A 14,884-nucleotide genomic window follows, 5' to 3' on the forward strand; every position below is an offset into this window, starting at 1 on the left:
TCCACTGTGAGGTTTTTTATTTTTGATAATCCAGAAGAATCCCATCTAGAGATAGCGATTGTCTAAAAAAATATCTACAACGTCATTTCATTCTGGATGTATTTAAGAATCTCTTATAGCGATGAGCCAGTCTATATGGTAGCCTGAAACAAGTTTCAGTTTTACGAAATTTAACTTATAGAGGTCTTCTTATCGCTCATGTATTTGCCGTCTAGATAATTATACAAGACTCATTAGATTATTTTTGTTTAGTGGATGGAAGAAACCAGATTAGGAATGGATTATATTTTGAAAATAGTTATCGGCTAAATTTAAAAAGCCATTTCAACATATAAAACAAAAAGTAAAATGGTTTCGAGGGATTTTTCGTAATTTAGTTTTTCTTAAAGAATACCAAAATCACGTCATCGCCTATCATTGCGTAAGAACGTATAATTTTATAAATAATGAGTGAAGAAAAGAAGCCAAAACAAGGCCAGATTAATATCGAACTAGATGAAGCTGTTGCTGAGGGAACCTACTCTAACCTTGCTATTATTAACCATTCTATTTCAGAATTTGTAGTTGATTTTGTGAATATCATGCCGGGAAAACCAAAAAGTAAGGTAAAAAGCAGAATTATCCTCACGCCACAGCATGCCAAACGATTTTTAAAAGCTCTAGCAGATAATGTAGAGCGTTTTGAAAAACAACATGGCGAAATAAAAGATTATGAAAAAACGCCAATTCCTATGAATTTTGGTCCTACAGGACAGGCTTAAGATAAATTTTTTATCCTACCAACCCACAGCGAGAACTGTGGGTTTTTCTTTTTACAAATAATAATTGATTATCTTTAGGTTGAACATGAATATGAGTTTAATTTTTACCTGAAAAATATTATATGACTACATCGCCATCCCAACCTACTAAAAGAATAGCTGCAATAGATCTTGGGACAAATTCTTTTCATGCAGTACTCGTAGATATTTACCCTGATGGTAGTTTTCGTACGGTCAATAAACTGAAAGAAATGGTAAGTCTTGCTGAAAAAGGTATGGAAGATCGATTGAGTAGGCAGGCGATGGATCGTGGACTTGAGGCTTTAAAAAGGATCAAATTTTTATGTGATAGCCATAATGTAGAGCAAATTCTGGCTTATGCCACAAGTGCGATTAGAGAGGCCAAAAACGGTGGCGATTTTATTAAGGAAGCAGGAGACGAAATAGGAATAAGGATCAGGGCGATATCTGGTGAAATGGAAGCTGAAATGATTGGGCTGGCTATAAAGCATAGTGTGGTTATTGAGGATGAGATGGTGCTGATGATTGATATTGGTGGTGGTAGTGTTGAATTTATTATTGGTAATCGCGAGGACTTTGTCTACTATAACAGTTTAAAACTAGGCGTAGCTAGAATGGCAGCTGCCTTTGTAGATTCAGATCCTATAGAAGTAGATACCATTAAGAAATTGAAAAACCATTATAGTAATAGCTTAACTGAAGTCATCGAGCTGGCTAAGCAACATGGTGTAAAAACGATTATCGGCTCTTCTGGAACTATGGAGAATATTGCCGAGATGATAGCGGGGAGAAATGATATAACGGCAGCAAGAACGCTTAATGAACTCACTTTTAAAAAAGATTCTTTTATTGATTTTTATCATGAATTTATTAAACTTGACAAAAAAGGAAGACTAAAAGAAAAAAATCTGGAAGAAAAGCGTGTGGATATCATCAATCCCGGAATGGTACTATTAAAATTCCTTGTTGAGGACTGCCCCATTGAAAATATTAAAATATCTGAAGGCGCCCTTAGGGAAGGGATGATTATCAATTATATTAATAACAAAAAAGAGGAACTTCATCTTGATCTTGTCGCAAATTTTGAAAATCCACGCCAGAGAAGTGTTTATGAATTATTACGCAAATGCAATTGGGCTAAAAATCACTCTAAGCACGTGGCAGGGTTCGCTATGCAGATATTTGATGTATTCAAAAAAGAAATGGACCTTAAGGAACAGGATAGAGAACTGCTGGAATACGCAAGTTTAATGCATGATATTGGTTATTATATTTCCTATAGAAAACACCATAAACATGCGTTATATCTTATTAAATATTCAGATTTGTTGGGATTCAATGAGGATGAGATAAATATCATGGCTAACGTGGCACGATATCATCGAAAATCGACGCCACATAAACGTCATAAACCTTATAAGAAACTAAGTAAAAAATTACGCCGTCGAGTTAAGAAACTTTCCGCAATACTTAGACTTGCTGACGGATTGGATAGAAGTCATTATCAGAATGTAAAAAAACTGGAAATCAATAATACCAGTGACAAAATAAATTTACTTATAAGTACCCATAGTGATCCCGAATTAGAAATATGGGGTGCACTCCGTAAAACCGATTTACTAGAAAAAATGACTGGAAAACAGGTAGAAATTTTTCAAATTGAAACGAAAGAGGAAGTAATTTAGTACGCTGAATTCCTGGTGATATTTTTGAAACTATTTTGGTCATTGTCTGGATTTTCGGTCGGTATTTATATCGCAATCTGGGCAACATCATCTTACACCAAAATACAAGGCAATTTTCTAAGAGTTATCTCATAGATCTGTCTTCGTGGGTATAGTTTACTCCGGTCTCTGGTTGTTCTAAAAAAAAGAACCTGATTTACTGATATTGTTTAAAATATATTTTGGCTTGTTTCAAGACCCTTGGTGCCAATATTAAGGTAGAGATCATAGTAGGTATGGCCATAAGGGCAAAGAAACCATCAATTAGATTCAGAATAATACTTTGTTCTGTAGTGGCGCCAAGCATAATACTGATAATATAAAAATAGTTATACCAGTGTTTGTGTTTTGCCCCAATTAAAAATGAAAGACATTTGGTGCCATAATAAGAATAAGAAAACAACGATGAAATACTAAAAGCAGCAATACAAATAAGTAACAAATAAGGTCCAAAAACCGGGATCGAATCTCCAAAAGCTTTAGCCGTTAAAGCTACACCGCTGGCTTCACTGGTTTGCCAAACACCAGTTACCAAAATGGTAAGCGCGGTTAGCGTACAAACAATGAGTGTATCTATAGCGGGTCCAAGCATCGCTACCAATCCCTCACGGATTGGTTGTGAAGTCTTGCTGGCACCGTGGGCCATTGTAGCAGTCCCAATACCGGCTTCGTTAGAAAATGCACCTCTACGAATTCCCAGTAGAATCAACCCTCCTAAAAGTCCGCCAAAAAGCGGATCACCTTTATAGTTATTTGCGGCAAAGGCATCAGTGAAAATTAAAGAAAGATATTTTGGAAGTTGTTCAAAATTGATGGCCAAAATCGCCACTACTGATAAAAAATAAAGTACGACCATTGCGGGTACCAATTTTGAAACCGTACGACTAATACGGTATAAACCACCTAAAATTACGATTGAAGTAATGATGGTTAACACTACACCAATAGAAAAATTAGAGACATCTCCTGTTGCAATGCCATTAGGTTCCAGTAAAATTGAATTGATTGCTTTGGTAAGTTGATTTACGTTAAAAATAGGTAGTGCGCCAATTAATCCTGCCACACTAAAAAATATAGCTAGAAATTTCCAATTTCGGCCTAAGCCTTCCGTTATAAAATACATCACGCCTCCCTGAATTTTACCTTCAGTATCTTTACCGCGATACATTACCGCCAGGGAATTGGTGAAAAATTTAGTGCCCATTCCTACGATAGCACTTATCCATAGCCAAAAAACTGCACCCGGACCGCCAACGGCAATCGCAACAGCAACACCGGCAATATTACCCATGCCTACCGTACTGCTTAAAGCCGTGGCTAACGCCTGAAAATGGCTAATCTCACCAGGATCGTTGGGATCGTCGTATTTTCCTTTTAAAAGGTCTATAGAATGACCCAAATAGCGAAAAGGTAAAAATTTAGAATAGATCAATAAAAATATACCCCCTCCAATTAACAGGATTACTAAAGGTAATCCCCAAACCGCAGAGGCAAAATCAGCGACAAACTTGTCGATACTTTCCATAATTTAGCTTTATGTCGAAAATATAGTAAATAAACAGCTATTCCTGGTCATTTCCGACGAAGTTACGTGATTTAGGCAATTATTTTTTAACTCCCTAAACGGGAAGGCATATAATAGTATATGGTTTAGTAAGCAATTTTACTTCATTTAACAATAAACTCGATTGAGAGAAAAGCAGCATAGAGCCTAAAATTCTGAAGTAAAATGAAACTTAATCGAGGGGTATTTTTGCTGCGTCATTTGTAAAGAAAACTGGGAATCAGCTAAAAATACCAGCTGATCCTGTTTATCTTTTGCCAGAAATTTCGCCTTCACTCGTTTAAAATCTTTAAATTCCTCGCTCTTTTCGTCTTCTGCTTCTACCCAGGTAGCTTTAAAGACATTAAGATTTTCATAAGTACATTTGGCACCATATTCGTGCTCTAAACGGTATTGAATAACTTCAAACTGAAGAGCTCCAACAGTTCCAATAACTTTACGACCGTTAAACTCTAGTACAAAAAGTTGGGCTACACCTTCATCCATCAACTGGTCAATCCCTTTTTCTAATTGTTTAGATTTCATAGGATCGGCATTGTTAATGTATCTAAAATGCTCTGGCGAAAAACTTGGGATTCCGCGGTAATTTAAAGTTTCACCCTCAGTAAGAGTATCCCCAATTTTAAAATTTCCGGTATCGTGAAGTCCCACAATATCTCCGGCATAAGAGGTATCTACAATTTCTTTCTTCTCAGCAAAAAAAGCATTTGGGCTAGAGAATTTTAAATTTTTGTTGTGACGAACGTGAAGGTAATTTTTATTTCTTTCAAACTTACCAGATACAATTTTTATAAATGCCAATCGATCGCGATGTTTAGGATCCATGTTGGCATGGATTTTAAAAACAAAGCCTGTAAATTTATCTTCAGCAGGTTCTACCACTCTAATATCACTTTCTTTTGGCCTTGGTGGTGGAGCGATCTCAATAAAACAATCTAAAAGCTCACGTACGCCAAAATTATTTAAAGCCGACCCAAAAAATACCGGTTGTAAACGGCCTTCCAGATAGGCCTTATTATCAAATTCAGGATAAACACCCTGGGCAAGCTCTAACTCATCTCTAAGCGTATTAGCAGCTGTATTGCCTATAAGGTCATCTAATTCTGAAGAACTTAAATCTGAAATTTCTATCGTATCTTCAATATCTTTTCTTGGATCACCGGTAAAAAGATTGACGTTCTTCTCCCAAATATTGTAGATTCCCTTAAAATCGTAACCCATCCCAATTGGGTAAGAAAGCGGAGTCACCGTTAGATTCAGTTTCTGTTCAATTTCATCTAAAAGTTCAAAGGCATCTTTACCCTCGCGATCCAGTTTATTGATAAAAACGATCATAGGGATATTACGCATACGGCAAACTTCCACAAGTTTTTCTGTCTGCTCCTCAACCCCTTTTGCTACATCAATTACCACGATCACACTATCCACTGCGGTTAAAGTTCTAAAAGTATCTTCAGCAAAATCCTTGTGCCCCGGCGTATCCAGAATATTGATTTTAATATCCTTATACTCAAATGCCAAAACCGAAGTAGCTACCGAGATCCCACGCTGACGCTCGATTTCCATGAAGTCACTGGTGGCTCCTTTCTTGATCTTGTTAGATTTTACCGCACCTGCTTCCTGAATTGCACCTCCAAATAGAAGGAGTTTTTCAGTCAATGTGGTTTTACCCGCATCGGGGTGAGAGATAATACCAAATGTTCTTCTACGTCGTAATTCTTTCTGAAAAGTTTTCATCTACCGATATTTGAGGCGCAAAAATACTATTATTTTAAGGAATTTTAAACATGGATTGTGCGTTCTATTTAATACTGATTGACTAATATTGAATTTTGGCTTTCAGAATACTTGTTTTTAAGATAAAGACGATTTTGTACATTTGGAGCTCTAAATTTTATGATGGGAACAGATCAGGTAATATTAGTGAACGAAAAAGACGAGCAAATCGGCTTAATGGAAAAAATTGAAGCGCATGAAAAAGCATTACTACATCGTGCATTTTCGGTTTTTGTGTTTAATAAAAAAGGTGAGCTTATGTTGCAGCAGCGGGCGCTTACTAAATATCATACACCAGGACAGTGGACCAATACCTGCTGCAGCCATCAAAGGGAAGGAGAATCGAACATAGAAGCTGGTAAACGTCGATTAATGGAAGAGATGGGGTTTACTACAGATTTAAAAGATACCATTTCTTTTATCTATAAAGCACCGTTTGAGAATGGGTTGACAGAGCATGAATACGATCATATTCTTGTAGGGCAATATGATGAAGATCCCCATCCTAATCCAGAGGAAGTGAATGCCTGGAAGTGGGTAAGCTTAGAAGACGTTAAAGAAGATATGAAAGTAAATCCCGGGGTGTATACCGAGTGGTTTAAAATCATTTTTGATAAATATTATAATCATATTTCGTAATGAGGCTAACCGTACATAGAAAAGCTCATTTCAATGCTGCCCATCGACTTTTTAAAAAGGAGTGGACCGACGAAAAGAATTTTGAAGTCTTTGGGAAATGCAGCAATCCTAATTATCATGGTCATAATTACGAACTTACCGTGTCGGTTACCGGAGAAGTAGATCCAGAAACAGGTTTTGTAATGGATCTTAAGCGTTTAAAAGATTTAATCTATACCGAAGTAGAAACGCCTTTTGATCATAAGAACCTGAATGTTGAGGTTGAAGAATTTAAAACTTTAAATCCTACGGCTGAAAATATCGCGGTGGTGATTTGGAACAAGTTACGAGAGAAATTACGGGAGAATTTGGATTTACAGGTTACATTATATGAAACCCCTAGAAATTTTGTAAGCTACAAAGGAGAATAAAAAATTAGAAGCGATAAAAATTTTTCTGAAAAAGTGTTTTTATATTAAGAAAATGATTTAAATTCGCAGCCGAAATTGTTCGATATGGCAAGTAAAAGATTACTGAAAAGAGACGTGAATAATGTATTTGGTGATATCATCGAAGCAGCATACATTCACCAGGAAGCTAACCCAGAAGAGGATAAAGCGAAGACTGAAGCCATAGTTGACGAGGCTATAGCAGATTTTGACGAATTAATCGTAAAGATCAACCAAAAAGATGTAGAGAATAAATCTCAGCATTTTAAAGCTATAGAGAAAGAACTGGAAGCGAAAGCTGAAAAGCTTATTGAAAAAGTAAACGCTCTTTAATAAAAAGAGTAATGCCGATGTAGCTCAGCTGGCTAGAGCAGCTGATTTGTAATCAGCAGGTCGTGGGTTCGAGTCCCTCCATCGGCTCTAAATAAAAAACTCCTTCGAATTTTCGAAGGAGTTTTTTGTTTTATGTGATTCCTTTAGTTTTCAAGGTTCAAGGTTCAAGGTTCAAGGTTCAAGGTTCAAGGTTCAAGGTAAATTAAAAGTCTCTATTATAAAATCTATTTTCTAATTTCTCACTACTCACTACTCACTACTCACTATTTTAAAATAATATCTTAAATACTGCTTCTTACACCTGATTCTATTATCTATGCTCTTTTATCTCTAGTCTAATTTTACTAGTTTAATGCAGGACATCCAACTCTAATAATTCAGATGTTTTTTTCTGAATTTCTCTGAATTCTTCTTTATTTTCTTCGGTAATTTCTCTGTTCCAAAATGGGATCATTTCGTCTAGTTTTTGTTTTATGTCCGATTGTTTTAATTTCTCTGGGAAAGCAATTTTTAAAACATCGATCATAATGTGAACAGCGGTTGAGGCACCTGGCGATGCGCCTAAAAGCGCCGTAATTTTTCCATCTTTAGAATGCACCACATCAGTGCCGAATTCTAAGGTACCGCCCTGTTCTTTATCTTTTTTGATAATTTGTACACGTTGCCCGGCTACTTTTAATTCCCATTCGTTAGATTTCGCATCTTTGACAAAGGTTCTAAGCTCATTCATGCGATCTTCATGATCCATTTTAATTTGTTCCAATAAATATTTGGTAAGCGGAATATTATGCCAAAATACGCCCCACATTGATGGCAGGTTATCGAATCTTAATGATTTGGGTAAATCCAGATAAGAGCCTTCTTTTAAAAATTTTGTACTGAAACCGGCAAATGGACCAAATAGTAATTGTTTTTTTCCATTGATATAGCGGCTATCAAGATGTGGTGTAGACATTGGTGGTGCATCAGGACCGGCTTTGCTGTATACCTTAGCATGATGTTTTTCTATAACTTCCTGATTTTTACAAAATAACCATTGTCCGCTTACCGGAAAACCTCCATAGCCTTCTTTTTCTTGGATCTCTACTTTTTGGAGTAGGGGGAGCGCGCCACCACCTGCACCAATAAACACATGCTGACTATCATAATAGGTTTTATAACCTGTTTTGTTGTATTTTACTTCTACAAGCCAGTCATTTTTACCATCTGGATCGATATCCAAAACTTCATGATCTAACAGTATTGGGACTTTATATTCTTCTTCTAGGATTCTAAAAAATTGCTCGGTTAAATTCCCAAAATTAACTCCTGTTCCCAATTCCATTCTTGTCGCAGCCATAGCTTCGTTGGGGTTGCGATCTTTCATAATCAACGGAAACCAATTTTCGAGTTCGTCAGGTTTTTCAGAAAATTTCATTGCTGAAAACATAAAGCTTTTAGTCATTTCAGCATGTCTCTTTTTAAGAAAATCAACATTATCTTGTCCTGTGACCCAACTATGATGCGGTAGGGAATGAATAAAACTTTTCGGATTTTTCAACATGTTATTTTCTAACAAATACGACCAGAACTGTTTTGATTGCTCGTATTGCTTAAATATTTGCTTTGCTTTGGATATATCAATACTACCATCTTTTTGCTGCGGTGTGTAATTGAGTTCGCAAAAAGCAGAATGTCCGGTACCAGAATTATTCCAGGCCTCTGTACTTTCCTGGGCTACTTTTTTAAGACGTTCAAAAATAATAATATTGGCATCAGGATCGATAATTTTAGTCATGAGTGCTAAAGTAGCACTCATAATACCACCGCCTACACAAATTAAATCGTATTTATCTTTAGGATTGGGTTTTGAAATCATATACACCTTTTTCCCAAAGTTAATAAAAGCACTTTTATCCTGTACTAAGTTTCTCTTAAAGATTGGTAGTGAAAATCATATGGTTATGTAACAAAAAAGCCGCTAGATGCGGCTTTTGATTTTTAGTTTGTTAGAAGGATTAAGAATTGTTCTCTTCGTTATCGGCTTCTATTTTTTCTTCTAATTTTTCTTCCTTTCGTCTTTCTTTAAGAAAGCGCTTTAGCTGTTTTCCGTATTTTGATTTCTGCACGTCCTTTTCTAAGGAATTATAGATCGTATCCAGATATTTAATATTTGCATCAAACACTTCAGATAAGGCTAAATAAGGAGCCAGTTCCAGGTTTTTATTATTTAAGGCAAAGTTTACCGTATAAAGGTATTTTCTTTTTAAAAGACGCTCATAGCGATTATCTAATTCAATCAGTTTTTCTTCGTCTTCAGCTTTTTGCGCTTCAAAATTTTCTTTGATTATATCAAGATTACTATCGTTAAAACGACTCATCATTTTACGATATTCCACTAGCTTTTCCTGGTTTTTAGAGCCGGTTATTTTTGCATCCGACTCAAATTTTTCCAAAGAGGTATTAATTTTTGTTTCTCCTTCATCAGCAAAGAAATCCAGACGATCATCAAATTCAGAATTATCAACTTTGTTTAAATACAAATACATCATCTGTGGGCTATCAATATTTGCCTGTAAAAGGAAATTAGAATCACCGTTTATAGTTAGAGAATCCACGTTTACTAAAGATGTATCTTCTATCATCTGAAGATAAAGCGTACCTTTTTTAAGTCCTTTGATGTTCCCGGAAACTTTTAGATTGGTTTCTTTTTGTGAACAGGCAATAATGGAAAGAACTGTAAGTAAAAGTAAGCTAATTTTTTTCATTGTGTTGTATAGGTTTTTAAGCAGCGCAAATATCTTATAATTTTCTATTTTTCTAATCAAATTTGAAGATTTAAAATTTGGAATTCTTTAATTAATATAGTTAACAATACTGAGTTTTGGTTTTTCTGAAATTTACTTGATCATCGAGATTTAAAGCTCTATTTCTTTTCATATAGCTATCTTGATGCTTCAAAAAAAAGTTAATAAATGCTCCCATTGGCTGGCCCTAAGATAGTTTACTTTGGATATTTATTTAACTTCCTGAGGCAAGTTGCATTAAAATAGTACATAATATCGCGCCGTAGGTTCCTACCACATAACCAAATACCGCTAACAATACACCAACCGTAGCTAATGAAGGATGAAAAGCAGCAGCAACCACAGGTGCTGATGCGGCACCACCAACGTTAGCCTGGCTTCCCACGGCAAGGAAAAAATATGGAGCTTTTATAAGTTTTGCGGTTACCAATAAAATGATCACATGTATTGTCATCCAAACCAGGCCAATTGCTATTAATCCCGGATTGTCGAATACAGCCCCTAAATCCATTTTCATTCCTATAGTAGCTACCAGAATATAAATAAAAATACTTCCTATTTTACTAGCTCCGGCACCTTCGTATTGCTTGAATTTTGTAAAAGAAAGCAGGATACCTATAGCCGTAGCAATGGTGATCATCCAGAAAAACTCTGAAGAAAATGAAGCAAGGGAACTTTTTTTATCCTGGAAGACATCAAAAGTGCTTACCAGAAAACTTGAAATTTCATCGGCCCCAAAATGCGCAATTCCCACAGCACCAAATGCCAAAGCAAGTATGATCATAAAATCGGCCAGGCTGGGAATGCGTTTTACACTTTCTGAATAGGCTGAAACTTTATCCTTTAATTGGGTTATCGCCGAGTTATCTGCCTGAAGCCATTTATCGATACGGTCACTTTTTCCAACCCCTAATAGAACGATAGCCATCCAAAGATTAGCTACCACAATATCTACCAAAACCATCCCTCCATATTTTTCGGGATTATATCGATAAATTTCCAGCATGGCTGCCTGATTGGCACCACCGCCAATCCAACTACCGGCAAGGGTAGACAAACCACGCCAGGTCGCATCGAAGCCTGCGCCTCCAACAGTATCTGGAGAAACAGCAGAAATTAGTAAAATCGCGATCGGTCCACCAATAATAATTCCGATTGTAGCCGCAAAAAACATGATTAGAGCTTTTGGCCCTAAATTAAAAATTGCTTTTAAATCGATACTTAAAGTCATTAGAACCAAAGAGGCGGGTAACAAATATCTGCTAGCTACAAAGTACAGGTTAGAAACCGAAGAATCAATTAGACCTGCGGAATTGAGAATTGCCGGAATTAAATAACACATTAATACACCGGGAACGATTTTATAAAATTTCGCCCAAAATCCTGTTTTGATCGATGAGGTATAAAAGACAAAACCAAGGGAAATCATTAGCAGTCCAAAGACTACTGCATCGTTTGTAAAAACCGGCATTTCTTCCATAGAATTAGATTTGCAAGCAAAATACAAATTATATTCTACCTGCCTAATTTTAGTTTTGTATTGAATTTATAATGAAAATAATTTTTGGAGACTTTGCGCAACACCATCTTCTTTGGCATTGGCAGTAACTGCTGTAGAAACATCCAGGACTTCCTGGCGAGCATTCGCCACGGCAATGCCCATACCAACGCCTCCAATCATTTCTACATCATTATAATTATCGCCAAAAGCAATAGTATCTTCTTTAGAAATATTAAAATGGTGTGCTAACAAATATTCAATTGCAGAGAATTTTGAAATTTTCTTATTGGCGATTTCAAGGTAGTTTTTATTAGAACGGTAAAAATGAAGTTCATCATTATAATTTTTGGATAAAAATTCACTGATCTCGTCAATTTTTTCCGGTTCGCCCATCGCCATAATTTTATGCGGTGCTTTATGTTCTGTAGTCCATTTTTCAATCACTTCAGCATTCGACTTTATTTGTGGACTTACCTTGGTATTATTTTCTTCACGCTGGGCCCAAAAATCTGTTTGAGGTACATACCATTCATTGTTATAATATAAACTTAAATGAACATTTAAATTATTTTCAGTATTGAATTGGTGGATTGCTTTTAAAATATCCATGGGGATTTCTACAGAACTAATAGGTTGGTCGTTTACTAAAACCAGCCCGCCGTTATAAGCGATTATAGGTGATTCTCTAATATCCAGTTCTTCCTGAAGGTGATACATGGCATCTGGCATTCTTGCCGAAATTAATACTACGGGGACTTGTTTTTTTACTTCTTTTATTGTTTGGATGGTAAGCGGAGAAAGTTCTCTTTCTTTGTTTAAAAGTGTGCCGTCGATGTCTGAAAAGACAATTTTATACTTCATTAGTTTTCTTTGTTTTTATTTTTAGGATGTCTACTTGCTTCTTTTAAACATTTACTTAGCATCCACTCAATCTGCCCATTGGTGCTTCGAAATTCATCTGAAGCCCATTTCTCAACAGCTTTTAGCATGTCTTCATCTACCCGTAATGCAAATGCTTTTTTCTTGCTCATATTCTATAATTCCTGGATGAATTTTGTTAATGCAGGAACCAAATCTGGATGCAAAACTAATTCTCCCTCTTCATTTTTCCTCGTTTCGGTATCATATTTTAAAATATGGGTCATGTTTTCCAAAAGTAATAATTCGGCATTACTTACCATAGCTTTTAATTCTTCCGCATCTTTAGGGCTTATTTGCATATCTTTAGTTCCCGTTACAATTAAAATGGGAATATCCAGTTTTTGGATTTCTTCTTTAGGATCGTATTGATCCCAGGATTTTAAAAATTGCAAGAAGGATGGTCTAAATATACCTGTTAAAAAGGGCTCTATTTGTTTTATGGTATCGGTCTCTCGTAGCTCCTTAAATTTTGCTCTTGTAGTGTTAGCCAGTTCGGGTGATTTTTTGCTAAGTTGTACTGCTATTTTTTCGCTTATTTTATTTGCAGGCCCTGCAATAGAAATAAATCCTGAAGCACGATCTTTAGCCACAATCATTCCCACTAAAGAACCCTGGCTATGGCCAATAACCACTATCTTTTTATAATTTAATGAATTTTCTAAATAGTTTACTGCGGTAATGGCATCTTCAATAAAATCATCAAACGAAAGATTGGCTGTCGTTATTTGGAGCTCTTTTAATCTTAAGAGTCTTCTATCGTACCTAAAACTGGCAATGTTATTTTTAGCTAAACCATGCGCCAGCATTTCTAAACAATGGTTATTAAAGGCAGGACTATTACCGTCACGATCTGCTGGGCCAGACCCTGGAATAATTACTGCGGCAATATCAGTTTCTTCAGTAGAAAGGCATAAGGTTCCGTGAACATATTTATTGATCTCTATATCTTTATCTTCAAACTGAGCAAAACAAAAATTGATACTGAAAATGGATAATATGAAAACAAATTTTTTCATTCCTGAATATTAAAATATCTATTAATTACGCGATCTGCGTTTTTTAATTGCTGCGTTCCAACAAGAAAGTATTTCCCCTCTTTGGTTTTTAACTGAATTCCTTTATCGCCTTTTACATTATAAGCTTTGTGCTTTCTAAAAACCCGAATTCCCCAGCCACCAAATTCGCTAAATGCATTGTATTTTCTGGTATGGGCAGTTTCGAGATCTTTCCAGCTAAATGCTTTTTTAGTAAAGCTAAAAGGGCTAAACCAAACCTGAATTCCAAATTTGTCGATTCTTGTATGCAGTTTTACAAAGAGAATGCCAACACATACCAATAAACCAACAATAGGTCCAATCAGTTTACCTATTGATAAGTTTTCTGAAAAGTCTTCAATAGAAAGCAGTCTTAGAAGAATACCAATCCCCGAAATTAAACATATTAGGATAAGCCACCACTGTGTAAATCGTTGCTCTTCTTTAAATACTCGCATAAATTAAATTAGTGATTTAGCGTTCCGGCATTTACCACAGGCGAAGCATCTTTGTCACCGCAAAGAATGACCATTAAATTACTTACCATTGCTGCACGGCGTTCTTCATCTAAATGCACGATTTCTTTTTTTCCTAATTCATCTAAAGCCATTTCAACCATACTAACTGCTCCTTCAACAATTTTATGACGGGCAGCAACAATAGCCGTTGCCTGCTGTCTTTTAAGCATGGCGCTAGCAATCTCATTGGCATAGGCCAAATAACCAATACGTGCCTCTAGTACTTCTATCCCGGCAATTTCAAGGCGCTCTTCCAATTCTTTTTCCAAAGCATCGCTTACTTCGTTCATACTGCTTCTAAGCGTGATATCTTCATCTAAGCCTTCGTCGGCAAAATTGTCGTATGGATACATACTTGCCAGTTTTCTAACGGCAGCATCGGTTTGTACTATCACAAAATTTTCAAAATTGTCAACATCAAAAGAAGCTCTGTACGTATCCCTAACACGCCAAACCAGAATGGTGCTTATCATCACAGGATTTCCAAGTTTATCGTTGACTTTTAATCGCTCACTATCAAAGTTTCTGGCGCGTAAGGAAATTTTCTTTTTAGTATAAAAGGGATTCGTCCAAAATAGTCCGTTTTTTTTCACAGTTCCGCGATAGTCTCCAAATAAAAGGAGGACACGGGATTCATTAGGGTTTACCAGGATAAAACCCGGGGCAAGAAAAATCGCCAGTACGATTCCAAGAATAAACCAGGTAGTTTTTAATGCTATAAGCCCAAAAATGCTTCCGAAGAATAATATGATAAAAATGAATAGCATAAAATACCCATTTGAGGGTGATGAAGATTTTTCCTGTGTCATAATTAGTAATTTTAATTGATATTAAATGGATATCATAAATATATTGAATTGAATATAAATGGAGTCGAT

Annotated in this window: 15 protein-coding genes and 1 tRNA gene; 6 read left to right on the top strand and 10 right to left on the bottom strand. The window is 36.0% G+C overall.

Annotated features, from left to right (window positions below; genetic code table 11):
• The first annotated feature begins 446 nt into the window (after window positions 1–446).
• Both ZPR_RS05615 and ZPR_RS05620 read left to right on the top strand, forming a co-directional pair.
• Complete coding sequence (locus ZPR_RS05615; protein WP_013070662.1) at window positions 447–761, top strand: DUF3467 domain-containing protein; 315 nt, start codon at window positions 447–449, stop codon at window positions 759–761.
• Between the two features lie 122 nt (window positions 762–883).
• On the top strand, window positions 884–2,467 hold the full coding sequence (locus ZPR_RS05620; RefSeq protein ID WP_013070663.1) for a Ppx/GppA phosphatase family protein: 1,584 nt from the start codon (window positions 884–886) through the stop codon (window positions 2,465–2,467).
• 196 nt (window positions 2,468–2,663) lie between these two features.
• On the opposite strand, the gene ZPR_RS05625 is transcribed toward ZPR_RS05620, so the two are convergent.
• Window positions 2,664–4,031 (bottom strand): alanine/glycine:cation symporter family protein, encoded by a 1,368-nt coding sequence (locus ZPR_RS05625; protein ID WP_013070664.1) that lies wholly within the window; start codon window positions 4,029–4,031, stop codon window positions 2,664–2,666.
• 186 nt (window positions 4,032–4,217) lie between these two features.
• Complete coding sequence (locus ZPR_RS05630) at window positions 4,218–5,807, bottom strand: peptide chain release factor 3 (RefSeq protein WP_013070665.1); 1,590 nt, start codon at window positions 5,805–5,807, stop codon at window positions 4,218–4,220.
• 162 nt (window positions 5,808–5,969) lie between these two features.
• On the opposite strand from ZPR_RS05630, the gene idi reads away from it, so the two are divergent.
• The 4 genes from idi to ZPR_RS05650 all read left to right on the top strand — a co-directional run bounded on the left by idi (window position 5,970) and on the right by ZPR_RS05650 (window position 7,333).
• Window positions 5,970–6,485 carry an isopentenyl-diphosphate Delta-isomerase gene (gene idi / locus ZPR_RS05635; protein ID WP_041578712.1) on the top strand — a complete coding sequence of 172 codons (516 nt, stop codon included), beginning with the start codon at window positions 5,970–5,972 and terminating at the stop codon, window positions 6,483–6,485.
• Window positions 6,485–6,895 carry a 6-pyruvoyl trahydropterin synthase family protein gene (locus ZPR_RS05640; protein WP_013070667.1) on the top strand — a complete coding sequence of 137 codons (411 nt, stop codon included), beginning with the start codon at window positions 6,485–6,487 and terminating at the stop codon, window positions 6,893–6,895. Before idi ends, ZPR_RS05640 begins: the two co-directional genes overlap by 1 nt.
• A gap of 84 nt (window positions 6,896–6,979) precedes the next feature.
• A complete protein-coding gene (locus tag ZPR_RS05645) occupies window positions 6,980–7,246 on the top strand; it encodes a hypothetical protein (RefSeq protein ID WP_013070668.1) in 267 nt (88 codons plus the stop codon).
• A gap of 13 nt (window positions 7,247–7,259) precedes the next feature.
• Window positions 7,260–7,333 (top strand) — tRNA-Thr (locus ZPR_RS05650).
• A gap of 262 nt (window positions 7,334–7,595) precedes the next feature.
• Here ZPR_RS05650 and mqo read toward each other — a convergent pair.
• The 8 genes from mqo to ZPR_RS05685 all read right to left on the bottom strand — a co-directional run bounded on the left by mqo (window position 7,596) and on the right by ZPR_RS05685 (window position 14,815).
• Window positions 7,596–9,104, bottom strand: coding sequence for a malate dehydrogenase (quinone) (gene mqo / locus ZPR_RS05655; protein WP_013070669.1), 1,509 nt, complete (start codon window positions 9,102–9,104; stop codon window positions 7,596–7,598).
• 139 nt (window positions 9,105–9,243) lie between these two features.
• A complete protein-coding gene (locus ZPR_RS05660) occupies window positions 9,244–9,993 on the bottom strand; it encodes a DUF4369 domain-containing protein (RefSeq protein ID WP_041578713.1) in 750 nt (249 codons plus the stop codon).
• 253 nt (window positions 9,994–10,246) lie between these two features.
• Entirely contained in the window at window positions 10,247–11,512 is a 1,266-nt protein-coding gene (locus ZPR_RS05665; protein WP_013070671.1) for a DUF819 family protein, read from the bottom strand.
• A gap of 66 nt (window positions 11,513–11,578) precedes the next feature.
• On the bottom strand, window positions 11,579–12,394 hold the full coding sequence (locus tag ZPR_RS05670) for a Cof-type HAD-IIB family hydrolase (protein WP_013070672.1): 816 nt from the start codon (window positions 12,392–12,394) through the stop codon (window positions 11,579–11,581).
• The gene (locus tag ZPR_RS22875; protein WP_013070673.1) at window positions 12,394–12,564 is read right to left on the bottom strand and encodes a type II toxin-antitoxin system antitoxin; all 171 of its coding nucleotides are present in this window, start codon (window positions 12,562–12,564) and stop codon (window positions 12,394–12,396) included. The genes ZPR_RS05670 and ZPR_RS22875 overlap by 1 nt, the downstream gene beginning before the upstream one ends.
• Before the next feature lie 3 nt (window positions 12,565–12,567).
• The gene (locus ZPR_RS05675; RefSeq protein WP_013070674.1) at window positions 12,568–13,470 is read right to left on the bottom strand and encodes an alpha/beta hydrolase; all 903 of its coding nucleotides are present in this window, start codon (window positions 13,468–13,470) and stop codon (window positions 12,568–12,570) included.
• Window positions 13,467–13,946 carry a hypothetical protein gene (locus tag ZPR_RS05680; RefSeq protein WP_013070675.1) on the bottom strand — a complete coding sequence of 160 codons (480 nt, stop codon included), beginning with the start codon at window positions 13,944–13,946 and terminating at the stop codon, window positions 13,467–13,469. The genes ZPR_RS05675 and ZPR_RS05680 overlap by 4 nt, the downstream gene beginning before the upstream one ends.
• An 8-nt stretch (window positions 13,947–13,954) precedes the next feature.
• Window positions 13,955–14,815, bottom strand: a complete 861-nt coding sequence (locus ZPR_RS05685) for an SPFH domain-containing protein (RefSeq protein WP_013070676.1) — start codon at window positions 14,813–14,815, stop codon at window positions 13,955–13,957.
• Window positions 14,816–14,884: the final 69 nt, after the last annotated feature.

Origin of the sequence: Zunongwangia profunda SM-A87, assembly GCF_000023465.1 — a bacterium.
Taxonomy (GTDB): Bacteria; Bacteroidota; Bacteroidia; order Flavobacteriales; family Flavobacteriaceae; genus Zunongwangia; species Zunongwangia profunda.

What these genes read in the sequence shown, in the direction of transcription:
- ZPR_RS05665 (WP_013070671.1), bottom strand. Translation starts at nt 11,512, where the DNA reads ATGGAAGAAATGCCGGTTTTTACAAACGATGCAGTAGTCTTTGGACTG.
- ZPR_RS05670 (WP_013070672.1), bottom strand. Translation starts at nt 12,394, where the DNA reads ATGAAGTATAAAATTGTCTTTTCAGACATCGACGGCACACTTTTAAAC.
- idi (WP_041578712.1), top strand. Translation starts at nt 5,970, where the DNA reads ATGGGAACAGATCAGGTAATATTAGTGAACGAAAAAGACGAGCAAATC.
- ZPR_RS05630 (WP_013070665.1), bottom strand. Translation starts at nt 5,807, where the DNA reads ATGAAAACTTTTCAGAAAGAATTACGACGTAGAAGAACATTTGGTATT.
- ZPR_RS05680 (WP_013070675.1), bottom strand. Translation starts at nt 13,946, where the DNA reads ATGCGAGTATTTAAAGAAGAGCAACGATTTACACAGTGGTGGCTTATC.
- ZPR_RS05620 (WP_013070663.1), top strand. Translation starts at nt 884, where the DNA reads ATGACTACATCGCCATCCCAACCTACTAAAAGAATAGCTGCAATAGAT.
- ZPR_RS05675 (WP_013070674.1), bottom strand. Translation starts at nt 13,470, where the DNA reads ATGAAAAAATTTGTTTTCATATTATCCATTTTCAGTATCAATTTTTGT.
- mqo (WP_013070669.1), bottom strand. Translation starts at nt 9,104, where the DNA reads ATGATTTCAAAACCCAATCCTAAAGATAAATACGATTTAATTTGTGTA.
- ZPR_RS05660 (WP_041578713.1), bottom strand. Translation starts at nt 9,993, where the DNA reads ATGAAAAAAATTAGCTTACTTTTACTTACAGTTCTTTCCATTATTGCC.
- ZPR_RS05625 (WP_013070664.1), bottom strand. Translation starts at nt 4,031, where the DNA reads ATGGAAAGTATCGACAAGTTTGTCGCTGATTTTGCCTCTGCGGTTTGG.
- ZPR_RS22875 (WP_013070673.1), bottom strand. Translation starts at nt 12,564, where the DNA reads ATGAGCAAGAAAAAAGCATTTGCATTACGGGTAGATGAAGACATGCTA.
- ZPR_RS05640 (WP_013070667.1), top strand. Translation starts at nt 6,485, where the DNA reads ATGAGGCTAACCGTACATAGAAAAGCTCATTTCAATGCTGCCCATCGA.
- ZPR_RS05685 (WP_013070676.1), bottom strand. Translation starts at nt 14,815, where the DNA reads ATGACACAGGAAAAATCTTCATCACCCTCAAATGGGTATTTTATGCTA.
- ZPR_RS05615 (WP_013070662.1), top strand. Translation starts at nt 447, where the DNA reads ATGAGTGAAGAAAAGAAGCCAAAACAAGGCCAGATTAATATCGAACTA.
- ZPR_RS05645 (WP_013070668.1), top strand. Translation starts at nt 6,980, where the DNA reads ATGGCAAGTAAAAGATTACTGAAAAGAGACGTGAATAATGTATTTGGT.